Annotated in this window: 10 protein-coding genes; 4 read left to right on the top strand and 6 right to left on the bottom strand. The window is 57.0% G+C overall.

The genetic code is table 11. The features are described from left to right. Positions 1 to 154: 154 nt before the first annotated feature. Complete coding sequence (locus ARC85_RS15505) at positions 155 to 1750, top strand: BCCT family transporter (RefSeq protein ID WP_222197302.1); 1596 nt, start codon at positions 155 to 157, stop codon at positions 1748 to 1750. Between the two features lie 68 nt (positions 1751 to 1818). Here the strand turns inward: ARC85_RS15505 and ARC85_RS15500 are convergent, their stop codons facing one another. The 4 genes from ARC85_RS15500 to ARC85_RS15485 all read right to left on the bottom strand — a co-directional run bounded on the left by ARC85_RS15500 (position 1819) and on the right by ARC85_RS15485 (position 5604). Next, on the bottom strand, positions 1819 to 2766 hold the full coding sequence (locus tag ARC85_RS15500; protein WP_014420996.1) for an alpha-L-glutamate ligase-like protein: 948 nt from the start codon (positions 2764 to 2766) through the stop codon (positions 1819 to 1821). Position 2767: 1 nt separating this feature from the next. Continuing rightward, complete coding sequence (locus ARC85_RS15495; protein WP_011785517.1) at positions 2768 to 4285, bottom strand: inactive transglutaminase family protein; 1518 nt, start codon at positions 4283 to 4285, stop codon at positions 2768 to 2770. Continuing rightward, a complete protein-coding gene (locus ARC85_RS15490; RefSeq protein ID WP_022991663.1) occupies positions 4282 to 5088 on the bottom strand; it encodes an ATP-dependent zinc protease family protein in 807 nt (268 codons plus the stop codon). Before ARC85_RS15490 ends, ARC85_RS15495 begins: the two co-directional genes overlap by 4 nt. Before the next feature lie 132 nt (positions 5089 to 5220). Beyond that, on the bottom strand, positions 5221 to 5604 hold the full coding sequence (locus ARC85_RS15485) for a hypothetical protein (protein ID WP_206851352.1): 384 nt from the start codon (positions 5602 to 5604) through the stop codon (positions 5221 to 5223). Between the two features lie 250 nt (positions 5605 to 5854). Here ARC85_RS15485 and ARC85_RS15480 point away from each other — a divergent pair, with 250 nt between their 5' ends. Then, complete coding sequence (locus ARC85_RS15480; protein ID WP_206851369.1) at positions 5855 to 7501, top strand: DNA recombination protein RmuC; 1647 nt, start codon at positions 5855 to 5857, stop codon at positions 7499 to 7501. A gap of 4 nt (positions 7502 to 7505) precedes the next feature. After that, the gene (locus ARC85_RS15475; RefSeq protein ID WP_286715354.1) at positions 7506 to 8381 is read left to right on the top strand and encodes a hypothetical protein; all 876 of its coding nucleotides are present in this window, start codon (positions 7506 to 7508) and stop codon (positions 8379 to 8381) included. Positions 8382 to 8391: 10 nt separating this feature from the next. Here ARC85_RS15475 and ARC85_RS15470 read toward each other — a convergent pair whose 3' ends face one another. After that, positions 8392 to 9408 (bottom strand): AraC family transcriptional regulator, encoded by a 1017-nt coding sequence (locus ARC85_RS15470; RefSeq protein WP_206851374.1) that lies wholly within the window; start codon positions 9406 to 9408, stop codon positions 8392 to 8394. A 186-nt stretch (positions 9409 to 9594) separates the two neighbouring features. Here ARC85_RS15470 and ARC85_RS15465 point away from each other — a divergent pair, with 186 nt between their 5' ends. Beyond that, the gene (locus tag ARC85_RS15465) at positions 9595 to 10647 is read left to right on the top strand and encodes a CaiB/BaiF CoA transferase family protein (protein WP_286715353.1); all 1053 of its coding nucleotides are present in this window, start codon (positions 9595 to 9597) and stop codon (positions 10645 to 10647) included. A gap of 64 nt (positions 10648 to 10711) precedes the next feature. Here ARC85_RS15465 and ARC85_RS15460 read toward each other — a convergent pair whose 3' ends face one another. Continuing rightward, positions 10712 to 13528: a hypothetical protein gene (locus tag ARC85_RS15460; RefSeq protein ID WP_286715352.1), complete on the bottom strand. Its 2817-nt coding sequence runs from the start codon at positions 13526 to 13528 to the stop codon at positions 10712 to 10714. Positions 13529 to 13783: the final 255 nt, after the last annotated feature.

The raw sequence follows: 13783 nt of genomic DNA, 5'->3' as shown, positions 1-13783 counted from the left end.
ATGCTGATGTAGATAAAAAAGGCATTTTTCTTGCTTTTGATGTTTTGAGTTCAAAGTAATAAAATGACCGGCTTGTAACGTATGAATGATTGTTCATTGCGTTATCCATTCACTCAGCATATTCAGTGATCACACCAGACCAGGAGGCGCCAACGTGGGCGAGGTAGTGAAAGACGAATATCAGACGGATTACGTCGCAGGCCAGGATAATATCAATCCGTTCGGCCTGGATCTTCATAACTGGGTTTTCCCGGTAGCGGCCATCATTGTGGTTCTGTTTGTTATCGGAACCCTGATGTTTCCGGCAGCGGCGAAGGAGACTCTTGATGGGGCCAAGTGGGACATTATTGCCAGTTTTGACTGGTTCTTCCTGCTCAGCGCCAACATTTTCGTGGTTGTCAGCCTTGCGCTGATCTTCATGCCGGTGGGCAAGATCCGGCTGGGCGGACAGGATGCGACGCCCGAATTCTCAACCATGTCCTGGTTTGCCATGCTGTTCGCAGCCGGAATGGGGATCGGCCTGATGTTCTGGGCCGTGGCCGAGCCGGTGGCCTACTATACAGGCTGGTACGAAACCCCCTTCAACGTGGCTGCCAACTCTCCCGAAGCGCGTGATCTGGCGATGGGGGCGACCCTTTATCACTGGGGGCTGCACCCCTGGGCAATCTACGCCATTGTGGCCCTGTCTCTGGCGTTCTTTGCGTTCAACAAGAACATGCCACTGACCATCCGTTCCGCGTTTTTCCCACTGCTGAAAGACAAGGTGTGGGGCTGGCCGGGGCACATCATTGATGTCCTCGCGGTTGTGGCCACTATCTTTGGTCTGGCCACGTCACTTGGCTTTGGTGCCCAGCAGGCTGCCTCCGGCCTGGATTACCTGTTTCAGGTAGGTTCTGGCACCAATGTGCAGATGGCTATCATTGTTGGCGTTACGGCCTTGGCGCTCATTTCCGTGCTGCGTGGCCTGGACGGCGGCGTGAAGGTCCTCAGTAACATCAACATGGCGACTGCGGGCATCGTGTTGTTCTTCGTGATCTTCGCCGGTCCAACCATGACCATTCTGGAGACCATCTGGGTAACCTCTTCCACCTACGTGGCCAACATTGTGCCGCTGAGTAATCCGTTTGGTCGTGAAGACGAGGCGTGGTTCCAGGGCTGGACTGTATTCTACTGGGCCTGGTGGATTTCCTGGTCACCGTTCGTAGGTATGTTTATCGCGCGGGTTTCAAAGGGCCGGACAGTACGTGAGTTTGTCACTGCGGTTCTGATTATCCCGACCTTGATCACCACCGTATGGATGAGTGGTTTCGGTGGCACGGCACTGGAGCAGATCCAGCAAGGCGTTGGTGTGCTCGCAGACAAAGGGCTGACCGAGGTTTCTCTGGCGACCTTCCAGATGTTTGAGCAGCTGCCCTGGACCGGAATTGTCTCGTTCGTCGGTATTATCCTGGTGCTGGTGTTCTTCGTAACCTCGTCGGATTCCGGCTCGCTGGTGATCGACAGCATCACTGCTGGCGGCAAAACCGATGCCCCGACGGCTCAGCGTGTATTCTGGGTGGTCATGGAAGGTGCCATTGCGGCGGCGTTGATCTTCGGCGGTGGCGAAGACGCTCTGGGCGCGATCCAGGCCGTGGCCATCAGTGCCGGGTTGCCCTTCACGGCAATACTTCTACTGATGACCTGGGGCTTGTTGAAAGGCCTGACCCATGAGAGGAAGTTGCTCCTGCAAAGGGGTGAGTTGACCTCCTGATCAGCGGGTCTGAACAAAAAAACCGGAGCTACACCAGCTCCGGTTTTTTTATGCCCAAACACTGATTGTCAGCGCCGGGCAAAGCTTTCCATGGCAAACAGCGCTCGCTCTCTGGGGCTGAAATGCGGGCGCTTGAGGCTCTCGATCGCGTTGAGCCTGGGGAGCAGGCCGCAGCCGTTGGCCATCTGAATGGCCAGTCCGGGCCGGGCGTTCAGTTCGAGCAGAAGAGGGCCTTCGTTGGCGTCCACCACCAGGTCTACGCCCATATATCCCAGGCCGGTGGCCTCATAGCATCGGGCTGCCATTTCCAGCATGTTTTCCCAGTCTTCAATCCGGATATTCTCCAGAGCCAGTCCGGTGTCCGGGTGCAGGGTAATCGGCCGATTGAACTGAACTGCGTTCAGGCTCTGGCCAGAGCCGATATCCAGCCCGACGCCAACAGCCCCCTGGTGCAGGTTGGCTTTACCGTCGGACGCGGTGGTTGCCAGCCGGAGCATAGCCATGACGGGATATCCCTGAAACACCACGATCCGGATGTCGGGTACGCCCTGGAAGGAGTACTTGGCGAGTGCCGGGGAGGACTGAACCAGATTTTCAACAATGGCAACATCCGGGGTACCGGCAAGGGAATACAGGCCAGCCAGAATGTTGGTGAGGTGACGCTCCAGCATGGCGACGGAAATGCGGGCGCTGGAGGCCTTGATAAAGTCGTCGCCGTCTCGCCCGGTAATCACGGTAATGCCCTTGCCGCCAGAGCCTTTTGCTGGCTTGATGGCGAAACCGGCCAGATCCTCTGCCATTTCCCGAAAATGGGAGATTTCGTGTTGTTGGCGAACCACCTGCAGCAGCTTGGGGGTTTTTACGCCGTATTCGCTGACCGCCAGCTTGGTTTTGAGCTTGTTGTCCACCAGCGGGTAGGAGGTGCGATCATTGTACCGGGCAATGTAATCTACATTGCGCCGGTTCATGTTCAGCATCCCGAGATTTTTCAGCCTGCGTGGAGAGATCCAGTCCATATCAGTCGTAGGCCTTCATCGGGGTAAACCGCTTGAGCTCGCTGAGCTTGTAGCCGGTGTACTGACCCATCAGCAGGATCAGCCCGAGAATAACCAGATGTAACTCCGGGAAGTTGAAGGTAAGGTGGCCAGCCAGCGGTGTACTCATGGCCAGGTAGGCGCAGATGGCCACAAACAGACTGCCTGACCCCTGCACAAGCACTTCGCGGGCGCCTTCCTCTTCCCAGAGAATGGACATACGTTCGATGGTCCAGGCGATGATCACCATGGGGAAGAAGGTGACGGTCATGCCGGTGTTAAAGCCCATCTGGTAGCCAATGATGCTGAGCCCTGCGGTGATGAAGATCACCAGAATGATCAACGCCGATATGCGTGATACCAGCAGCAGGTTCAGGCTGGAAAGATAGCCGCGCAACAGCAGGCCAATGGCTACAACGGACAGAAATGCGATCAGCCCCGGCACCAGAGTGGTCTGTACAAAGGCGACGGCAATCAGGACCGGCATGAAGGTGCCCGATGTCCGGATGCCAATGACAATCCGCATGAAGGCGACAATGAGGGCGCCGATGGGGAGCAACAGCAGCATTCGGAACATGCTCTGTTCTTCGATGGGTAGCTGGTAGAAACCGAGTACACTCAGCCCATTGGCGTTGGACTCCAGCGTTGCCAGTTGCAGCGCCGGCACGGTCTGCCGCAGCATGGAAAAGCTTACCTGGGAGTCGTCGCCACCCACCACGTCGAGGAGGGAATCTGCTCCCTGTCTCCAGAGCAACAGGTTTTCCGGTACACCTTGTTCTGCGGTGCGCGGGTCGAAGGTAAGCCAGCGCTTGCCATTGTATATCTGTAGAAATGGCACCAGTTGTTGGCGACGGCGGGCATCCTCAAGCTTCAGGGCATCTGCGGTGCGCGCAGCGATGCCAGCGTGGTTCAGCATCTTCACCAGCAGTTGCAGATAGTTGTCGTCAGATACCAGTAATGTTGTGTTCTGGGTGCGGTTGTCTGGCTGCATCAGGCGGATCAGCTCGCGGGTCATGCTCTCCGGGGAACTGGATCGCTCGGAAGCCTGGGTCAGGAGCTCTCTTACGGCGGTGGCCTGGGGCTCCTCCCAGAAAACCGTCAATGCCCGGGGTTTACGCACTGGCGGAGCATGAATCGCGTCTTCATCCGGTACAAACTGTGCCTTGAAATAGAGAGTCTGAGGACCGGCGACGTCTCGTTTTGTCCACTGGGCCCTGCGCCCGCTGTTGCTATCCAGAATTGAGAAGCCGTAGCCGGGCGAGGCGGCCTGCTCCGTCAGGATACGGAAGCCGGGCGGTTGCTCCGGGATGTGCAGGCTCACTTCAGCCGGGCTGTTCTGGCCCTCAAAATCGACTCGCGCCTCAATCATCCAGACCGGACGTTGTTCACCGGTCATCCACGGAATACCCAGTTCCAGATGGCGCCAGGTGGCGATCGCTATCCCTGCCGCAATCAACAGGAAGACAAACACGTAAAACGGGACCCGGGAGCGTACCGTCATTCTTCCTCTCCGTTTGCCGCTTGTTCAAGGTAGGATTCGGGCAACTCGGTTGCGAATTCCTTGCCGACATCGATCAACATGACGTCTCGCAATACGTTGCGGCCAATCAGGACTTCGTAAGTCAGATTTGTCCGGTCGGCCAACGTAAACTCAGCCACCTGCTGGTGGTCGCCGATGGCAAACTGAAGCTCCACCACCACCCGGCGCTCTGACTCATCGGCACTGGACTGGATAATCTTCACTCGCCTGGAGATTTCTTTCTCCATGGCTACCCACTCGGCATCCTCAGTACCGGGGACGGGCACTTCAAAGCGTACCCAGTTGCTGCCATCCCGTTCAAAACGCTGAACGTTACGGGCGTGTATGGAAGAGGTTTCCGCGCCACTGTCGATTCGGGCGGTATAGACATGGTCGGGGCCAGCCAGGAAAAACTTTTCGACCTCACCGACAACGACTTTGCCTTTGAGGCGATCCGCCCGGCCTTTATCTTCGCGGGAAGCGGGGCAGGTAGGTGCCGCCTTTGGTGGTGGGCACGATGGCTTTTCAACCTGAGTGGCAATGGCCTGGAGAATGGTCTGGGTAGAATCCTGATTCTGCTGCAGGAGCTTTTCGTGCCTTACACCGGCATTCTGCTCCATGGTAACAAGGGTCGCACGCTGGCTTTGGACCGAGGCTCGCACCTCTTCAATATTCTCTTTCGGTACCATGAAATAACGATCGGAAGCGCAACCAGAAAGTGCGACCGCCAGCCCTGTTAAGGCAACTGCGAACAATGAGCGGGTTTGCGAAACACTGGACCCCATGAATATCCCCTGAACCGGCCGTGAGAATTATTGGCACTGGATGCCTCAGCCATTGGATGTGTTGTCAATCAGGCGGGTGAGTATACTACAACGTACCTGTGTGGTGACTTTACAGATGGTTAAGGCGCACCTTTATCGGCCCAGAAAAGGCCCTTGGCCCAGCGGCGTCTCGGATCTGAGGTACTCCTGAATGACCGGGGAACAATTCAGGTAGAACAGTAGCAGCTCCCGCTGAATATCCTGGTCCTGAATGCGCGCGGCGAAGGAGATGACTTCTTTGAGCGCCCGGTCGCTGGAGGTGGTGTCGGTCGGCACCGTGAAGCTCTTTCCATAACGGCTTTTCAGCAACTGGGTCAGTCGTTCAAGGTGAAACTCGCCGGTATGGGTGATGTGAGGCAAAACCCGCACATGCTTGTCCGCCGAGCGTTGATTTTCCGAAGACAATGTCTGTTCGTCGTCCACACAGGTAGCCTGCAGGAAATCGGACCCGAATTTTCTCCACAATTCCTTGAACATGCTCCGACCTGCCAGTCAGCTTTCCGTTTACGGCTTTAGCACTCCGGTTGGGTGCTTTTTAACCGTTGTAGAGCAATTTACGCCCTGCGTCCATAGGTGGATTGACGCAATGTTGATAAATGCCAAACAGTCGAGGCCGGCCTGGTGGCACCGTTCCGCCAACAAGAAAAAAGGGTGAGCATTGCGGTAGACTGTCAGGCTTTGATCCCGGGGCCATGCCCTGATCTGACCAACGAAGACCAAGGAGAACATGCTGGTGCTAGATGCGCTTACCCTCACCATGGCTGAACGTCCGGAATGGCTAGCAGGCTGGTTCCTTGCTCTGGTGGCGAGTGCCGCCTCGCTTTTGGCGGGCGTGATCTGGCTGCTGTGGCGTCGGCGTCAGGATAGAGCCACCGAGTCTGCCTTGCGCGAGGAACTGGACGCCCGGGACAGGCAGCTGAGAGATAGCGAGCAGGTGCGGGCGTTGCATGAGCAGGAAGTTGAACATCTGCGGACCGCACTCGAGGAGCAGAAAGCCCGCTCCGGACAGCTGGAGCAGAGCATCGAACACTGGCGACAACAGTCTGCTGCCCTGGAAAACCGATTGGCGGCTCTGGCCTCGGAGTTGACAGCAAAACAGGACCGGGTGGCGCAACTGGCAAGTGAGAGCGGTCAATACCAGAAGCGGGCTGAAACGCTCTCGGAAGAGCTGGGCCAGTTGAAGGTCGAGCTACGCGAGCAGCAGGTCACTCTGGATAAGGAGCGCCGTAGTGCCTCGGAAAAACTGGAGTTGCTGGAAAAGAATCGAGATGCACTGAAACAGGAATTCGAGAACCTGGCGAACCGGATTTTCGAGCAGAAAAGTGAGCGCTTCAGCCAGCAATCGAAAACCAGCCTGGACTCCTTGCTTAACCCCTTCCGCGACCAGTTGCAGGATTTCCGCAAACGGGTTGAGGATGTCTACACCACGGAAACCCGGGATCGTCAGGCGCTTCGCAGCGAAATAAAATCCCTGCAGGAGCTGAACCGGCAAATTACCGAAGAAGCCGCCAATCTGACCCGCGCTCTCAAAGGCGACAAGAAAATTCAGGGCAACTGGGGTGAGTTGATCCTGGAGCGGGTGCTGGAACGGTCGGGCCTGCGCAAAGGGGTTGAGTACGAAACCCAGGGTAGTTACCGGGACGAAGACAACCAGTTGTTGAGGCCCGATGTCATCGTGCATTTGCCGGACCAGCGAAATCTGGTAATTGATTCCAAGGTATCGTTGGTCGCCTATCAGCAGTGGGTGACCGCAGATCAGGAGGAAGAGCGAGCTGCGGCGCTGAAGCAGCATGTTGAGGCGGTTCGCAATCACATCCGTACATTGAGCGAAAAAGATTACAGTCAGCTTAACGGGCTGCATTCTCCCGATTTCGTGCTGCTGTTCATGCCCATTGAGCCGGCATTTGTGGCAGCATTCCAGCAGGACGAGAATCTCTTCGCAGAAGCATTTGAACGAAAGATTATTGTGGTGACGCCTACCACCCTGCTGGCGACACTGAGAACCATTGAGAATATCTGGCGTTATGAACGCCAGAGCCAGAATGCCCGCCGCATTGCCGATCGCGCCGGCGCGGTCTACGACAAGCTGCGGGTGTTTGTCGAGGCAATGGAAAAGCTGGGAAGCCAGTTACACACGGCCCAGGGTACCTACGATAATGCCATGAATACCCTGACCCGGGGCCGTGGTAATCTGATTTCCCAGGCCAATCGGTTTGTGGAGCTGGGGGTCAGGGTTAAAAAAGAGTTGCCCAAGTCGATCGTGGATCAGGCCGAGGTCGATTCTGAAGACGCCGATGAACCGGGAGATACGCCCGCCATCGACAGGGAGCCTACGGACGCCGGGGAAGCCCGTGCAGAGGACCAACAGGAGTAGCGGTATGTTGTCATCCATGAAAAAAAGGCGTTTGCCTGGTCACAAGGCATTTGCGGGCCTGGTGTTGTCTTCTGTTCTTGCCCTGCAGGCGGGATTCGCCCATGCCTTGGCTCCGGAACACGAAATTCGCCGCTTGATGCTGGCGACGGAAGAAGCCGTTACAGCAGAGAACTGGAGTGAGGCAGGAGAGTACCTGAACCGTCTTCAGGCCATGGAGGGAGAGAAGCCCGCCGAGTATTACTACTATCGCGGCCGGGCCATGTTGCAGGCCAATCATCTGAATGAGGCACGTTCAGCACTGGAGCAATACATTACCAGGGCCGGGGCAGAGGGCACGCATTATCAGCAAAGCCTGAAGCTGATTACCGACATTGAGAAGGCCAGCCGTGCCAGTGTTCGCGCTCTGGCCGAAGGGCAGGCCAGTGCCAACGAGCCCGTGGCCGTCATTGAGCCGGCGAATGAACAGGATGTGAAGACGCTGCGCCAGCTGTATCTGGCAAGCTCGGACAGGGAGGCTCTGGTCATCCATCTGAATACTCTGCTCGAGACCGCTGGCTGGCGGCGTGACAAAACGGTGGTGCGCCTGGACAGGCCAGCAGATCGCCAGTACCAGGTGGCTCTGGATGACGGCAATATCAGTATTCAGGACATCGAGCGCAATCCCGATGGCACCACCGTTCGCAGGACCCTGTCTCTGTCGGTATTCGGTGTGAATCCTCAGTTGCGTTGGGATTGTGAACCGGTGGTCGGAGCCTGCTGGGTTTATGATCCGCGGGACGGCTCACGGCTTTTCCAGTTGGCCGAGAATCGCGATCAGGCCCGGGACATTGCCCGAACTCTCGGGCGCTTGATCCGGAACCTGCAGCAGGGAAGTTCGTAAGGCCGGGTGTTCAGATCAGATCGCCCCGTTCGCCTTCCCGCCAGGCCCCCGGGGTGACCCCCGTCCATTTTTTGAAGGCCCGATGGAAGGTGGATGGTTCGGTAAAGCCTACCCGTTCGGCAATATCGTTGATGGGTATCTCCGGATGGGCCAGATAGTAGATGGCCATATCCCGCCGCAATAGATCCTTGATCTCCTGAAACGACGTGTTCTCCTGCTTCAGTCGGCGCCTGAGGGTTTGCGGGCTGGTGTGGAGCTCTTGCGCTATCCAGTCGAAATCCGGCATGGGTTTGGAGAAGTCACGGCCAATCAGGCCCCGAATGCGACCGGTCCAGGTGTTGCTCTCATCCGGTCTTGACAGCAGATCTGCCGGGGACGTTTTCAGGAACTGTCGCATTTCCGGCTTGTCCCGAATCACCGGGGCGGAGAGGAAACGTTTGCTGAAGGTCAATGCCGTACAGTCGGACTCGAACGCCAGCGGACAATGAAAAATGTGCCGGTATTCGTCCCCGTGGTCTGGTCTCGGGTAATCGAACTCAGCTTTCTCCAGTTCCACTGGCTGACCAATGAGCCAGCTGCCCAGCCGGTGCCAGATCACCAGAATGCTCTCGCGCAGAAAATAGTCCGGGTCGTGGATGCTGCCTTCAATTCGCGTGACCAGGCGCACACGGTCATCGAGGATTTCAAGCTCCATGGACACCATCGGTTCGAACAGCCGAGAGAACCGGAAGGCCTGTTGATATACCTCTTCCAGCGTCTGGCAACCGACCACCAACGCACACATGGTGGCGAACGTTCCGGAGCGGGCACGGCGTGGCCCCATGCCCATAAACTCATCGCCAGTGCGCTGCCAGATTACCTGCATCAGCTTGCTGAACTGATCACTGCTCACCCTTGCCATTTCAATGCGAAGAAGATCTGGAGAGATCCCTGCTTCCTGGAGCAACGCACGGCTGTCCAGGCCCAGGCGTTCGGCGCCTGAAAGGGAAGCTTCAACAAAATGTCGTGAGACTGTCAGTGTTGACATAGAGGCAGCCAGAAGAAAGAACGAACTTCATCATAAGTACCCGGCTCAACATTGCAAGCCCATGATTTGCCAAGAGATGGAAGAAACGGCCAATAGGAATGAAGGAACCGGTAGTTGGCCCGGCCTGCAAAACCCGTCAGCATGAGCCAGAGTCATTGCCGCCGATCAAAAACAAGGAGATGCTTTATGGCAGCCCCGCTCGCCAACCTGAAAATTCTGGATTTCAGTACCTTGCTGCCCGGACCCTACGCCACCATGATGCTCGCCGATATGGGCGCGGAAGTGCTCAGAGTTGAAGCTCCTGATCGCGTGGATCTGGCCAAGGTAATGCCACCTTTTGATGGTAAATTCAGCACGACTTTTTCCTACCTCGGTCGCGGCAAGCGAACCTTGCAACTGAACCTGAAGCAGCCCGAGAGTGTTGAAAGGGTCAAGCAGCTGGTTCAGGACTACGACATTGTGGTGGAGCAGTTTCGCCCGGGCGTCATGGATCGCCTCGGGATAGGCTATGAGGTACTCAAAGCCATCAATCCCAAGCTGATTTACTGTGCCATTACGGGCTATGGCCAGACCGGTCCCTACAAGGACAGGGCAGGCCACGATATCAACTATCTTGCTATTTCCGGTGTTGCCAGCCACTGCGGTCGCGCTGACAGCGGTCCACCACCCATGGGCATTCAGATTGCCGACGTGGCCGGAGGCTCCCATCACGCTGTGATGGGCATCCTCGCTGCGGTCATCAAACGCCAGGAAACCGGAGAGGGCGCCTTTATCGACATCAGCATGACCGATGCCGCCTTCGCCCTGAATGCCATGGCGGGTGCTGCTGCTCTGGCAGGCGGACAGCCTCAGAAGCCCGAAAGCGGCATGCTCAATGGTGGCACCTTCTACGACTATTACCAGACCAGAGATGGCCGCTGGTTGTCTGTCGGGAGCCTGGAGCCACAGTTCTCTTCGCGCCTGTGTGACACCCTTGGGTTGGGCGAACTGAAAAGCTATGCCCTGAGCCAGAAGCCTGAACATCAGCAGGAATTGAAAGCCGCTATCAAGCAGAAGATCGCGGAGCGTTCACTGGCTGAGTGGCGGGAGGTGTTTGCCGATGTGGATGCCTGCGTAGAGCCGGTATTGACGATTGAGGAGGCGGCAGAGCATCCGCAGTTGAAGGCCAGGGGGATGGTTGTTGAGAGGGATAGGGGGGATGGACAGCTGCAGAGACAGCTTGGTTCCGTTTTAAGCTAGAGGCACAGACAAAAAAAGGGCTCCCGTTGTGGGAGCCCTTTCTCATTCTGCCTGCCTGAGTTTATCAGGGCGCGGTGCAGAATGCGGGCAGTTCCGCCAAAGCAACACCGAAGGTCACCAGTGTCTCGCAGACCATGCCGCCAAATACGGCATTATTATTAGCCGATACCGGGGTTCCGTGATCACCTGCCTGATAAGTCGTCAACAGATCATCGCCGAGTCCAATGGTCAGCGGTTTTGTGCCGGCCAATGGTGCACTGAAGCTGTTCACAGTGACTGGTACAGGCAGACCTGTAACTTCTGGTCCGAATGTGCCGGACAGTGCGTCAATACCCCACTGTTCCTGGTCAGCTGCATTCGGGATAACGGTATCTCCTGCAACCTCGGACAGCAGGATAGGCGTTCCACCCGCTGCAAGGGAGGCGGTGAAGTTCACAGGATCTGCTGAGTCGATCGCAGCCTGGAAAATATTAAAGAACGTCTCGAGATTGGCATCGCCTTGTTCCAGTCCAGCAGCTTGCTGCAGGCCAAACAGAATGCGAGGCGCGAACGACGGTGAGTTCTCCAGCAGTCGAACCACGCCACCGCCCGGCGTCAGCAGGCTGGCAGACTGAATATTATTGAACGCAGATGGCAATGAGCTACTGCCGTCAGGTGCGGTGAAAATGGTGTCCGCGATCTGATCCTCGTTGGCGGCTGCCAGGAACGGCATACCGGTGATGGTGCCGAGCGAGTGGCCAACAAAGTAGACCGGATCGTTGATGTCGATGATCAGTGTGCCGTCATCTCCTCCCGCTGCTGCCGGTTTCTGAAGCGTCATGCCTGCACGACCTGCCGCCGGACTGCCGGCCAGGGTGGCGCGAAGGTTCAACTGGTCAACAACGCTCTGACGGATATTGTCCCTGCCAGCGAGGAAATTCTGGAGGTTGATGAAGAAGCTGCCGGAGCCATCGGTACCGGCGGCGTTAGCTGGATCGAAAACCATTGGCGCCGGTGTGCCCGCGGGGGTGGCGTACAGGCCGTAATGGCGTTCAAACGTATCCGGCGCGAGGCCGGGGATGGTGCTGCCGGCATTGGCTACGGTGTTGACGAGCGACTGAGCGGTTGCTGCAGACAAGCCCAGCTCGTTGACGAGACGTGTAGTGTCGCCCTCTACAACGACCGGGGCATATACGGGAATTGCCGCTTCCGGAGCTCCACCGGCGGCCAACAGGTCACCTGCCAGCTCAAGCTGAGCCTCCTCGGAGAATGGCGTGATGCCATGCAGTGGCTGGTCGATAGCGACCACAACGTAACCCTGGGCCGCCAATGCCGTGCCAAAGGTCAGGGCTGCACTACGATCCGTGGTGATGCCGTGCTGGTACATGACTACGCCGCGTTCTTCGCCACTATTCGGGTAGAGAACGAGCATCGGGACTTCCTGAGTGCTCTGTTCCAGCGGGAAAGGGAAGATGTAGTTGACCGCTGTCGATACGGAAGCATCGGCCTGCGGCAGGCTCAGGCCAAGCGCCGAGAAGGTGGTGTTCAGAGATTCGGCCAGGGGTTGGTCTGCAATCCAGTTCACTGCATTACCACCTGCGATACCAGCGGGGGTATTGCCCAGATAGTAGGGGAGCGAGATGCTGCCCTGAACGGCCAGCACACCGGATGCTCCGGGAATGCTTCCAGCAACTGCTGATACCAGGCCAACTGGCTGAATGGTGCCGTTGTCGATGGTAATCGCATCCGTAAAGCCGGCGCCATCGAATACGTTACGGTTAACACCAGGCAACGGTGTTGGGAGTTCCTCCCGGAACTGCGATGCGAGGGAGGTTGCCAGGCAGTCGATGGCTCCTGAACCCAGATCCCCGGCACCTGCGATCGGGCAGGGCCCAGTGGGCGCGAATACGGCGTTCAGAGGCGAGGCCGGATTCTCGGGAAGCGATTGTGGGAACTGTGCTACGGCAGCGTCCGCAGCGGCTGCAAGATCCGCGTACGCGGAGGCGCCCCCTTGACGAGCGGCCGTCACCGCACTGGTGCGTACGAAAGTGGTGATCTGATCCGCGAACCAGGCCGCTGGCTCAGCAATGTATTGCAGTACTTTCGCATCATTTGACGTTGTGAAGCTGTAGGTCAGAGCTATCTCGCTTTCATTCAGCGAGCCACCCAGCGCCTTGATGTAGTTGGTGGCGATTGGCTCCCAAAGGTTGTTAACGAGAGTTCTGACAGGCAGAAGAGCCCCGTTGACGAGCCCTTTGCCGGGGTCATCCTCTGTTCCCTCGCCGGTGATGTTCGTATACAGCGGATCCTGAATGATCGAATCGCCATTGATGTCTTTGACCCCTGTCGTGACAAGAACCACGTAGCGCTTCTGCGGGTTCAGGGGTTCGAGCGGCAGGATTCGAATGGCCGAATTGCCGTCGAGAGATTCAACGTCTGCGCGAATCTTCGGCATGTTCTGGGGGCCGCTGATTGCGAGTTCGAGAGTTGGTGGCTCGCCAGCAGACAGCGCCCGTACCGGGTCGCCGCTGGCGTAAGCCAATTCAATGAGGTGAACTGTTTGTCCGGCAATAACGGTTGACGCATCAAGCTGCCCGCTGGTCTGAATCACAGCAGGGGCAATGGTCGAGGCGCCGGACAGCTCATTGAGCGCTGTGGTAACTGGCGGAGTAGTGTCATCAACACCAAAGGTTCCATCTTTTTGCGTGGAGTCAAAAATCAAATCGTTGGGAAGAGGCAACTGGCCCTTCGCAGGGTTAAAGATGGGGTAGGTTTTTCCCAGTGAATCAGCAGAATACTGCGGCTTGGGATTTTCGTTGCCCCCGTCATTTGAGCCACTGAAACAGCCCGTCAACCCAAGGGAAGAAGCCACGGCAAGACTTATTAGAGTTTTCTTGAACATGGGTGGAACCTTTTCCTGTTGTTGTGTCGTTATATCCGGCGTTGACGGAACCGGTCGGCCCCAGGATTCCGCGCACAGCCTTTTCTGATTTGTTGGTTGTCTGAAATTGTAGCCAGCACTTAAAAGCCAATTTCTGTAGCTTCGACTATAGCGACAGAGTAGCAAGTGTTGATCAGCCAAAAGTGTGATTCTGCGTCTGGAAACCCTCCTCGTACCCTTGGAGTGGCCCTCAATCAAAAATAGTGGCCGCTCCGC

Origin of the sequence: Marinobacter sp. tcs-11 (genome assembly GCF_002049515.1) — a bacterium.
Taxonomy (GTDB): Bacteria; Pseudomonadota; Gammaproteobacteria; order Pseudomonadales; family Oleiphilaceae; genus Marinobacter; species Marinobacter nauticus.
Note: the sequence above shows the minus strand (reverse complement) of the source record. Positions and strands in the feature narration are given on the sequence as shown.

Coding starts and splice junctions, on each gene's coding strand:
- ARC85_RS15500 (WP_014420996.1), bottom strand. CDS start 2,766: ATGGACTGGATCTCTCCACGCAGGCTGAAAAATCTCGGGATGCTGAAC.
- ARC85_RS15495 (WP_011785517.1), bottom strand. CDS start 4,285: ATGACGGTACGCTCCCGGGTCCCGTTTTACGTGTTTGTCTTCCTGTTG.
- ARC85_RS15490 (WP_022991663.1), bottom strand. CDS start 5,088: ATGGGGTCCAGTGTTTCGCAAACCCGCTCATTGTTCGCAGTTGCCTTA.
- ARC85_RS15485 (WP_206851352.1), bottom strand. CDS start 5,604: ATGTTCAAGGAATTGTGGAGAAAATTCGGGTCCGATTTCCTGCAGGCT.
- ARC85_RS15480 (WP_206851369.1), top strand. CDS start 5,855: ATGCTGGTGCTAGATGCGCTTACCCTCACCATGGCTGAACGTCCGGAA.
- ARC85_RS15475 (WP_286715354.1), top strand. CDS start 7,506: ATGTTGTCATCCATGAAAAAAAGGCGTTTGCCTGGTCACAAGGCATTT.
- ARC85_RS15470 (WP_206851374.1), bottom strand. CDS start 9,408: ATGTCAACACTGACAGTCTCACGACATTTTGTTGAAGCTTCCCTTTCA.
- ARC85_RS15465 (WP_286715353.1), top strand. CDS start 9,595: ATGGCAGCCCCGCTCGCCAACCTGAAAATTCTGGATTTCAGTACCTTG.
- ARC85_RS15460 (WP_286715352.1), bottom strand. CDS start 13,528: ATGTTCAAGAAAACTCTAATAAGTCTTGCCGTGGCTTCTTCCCTTGGG.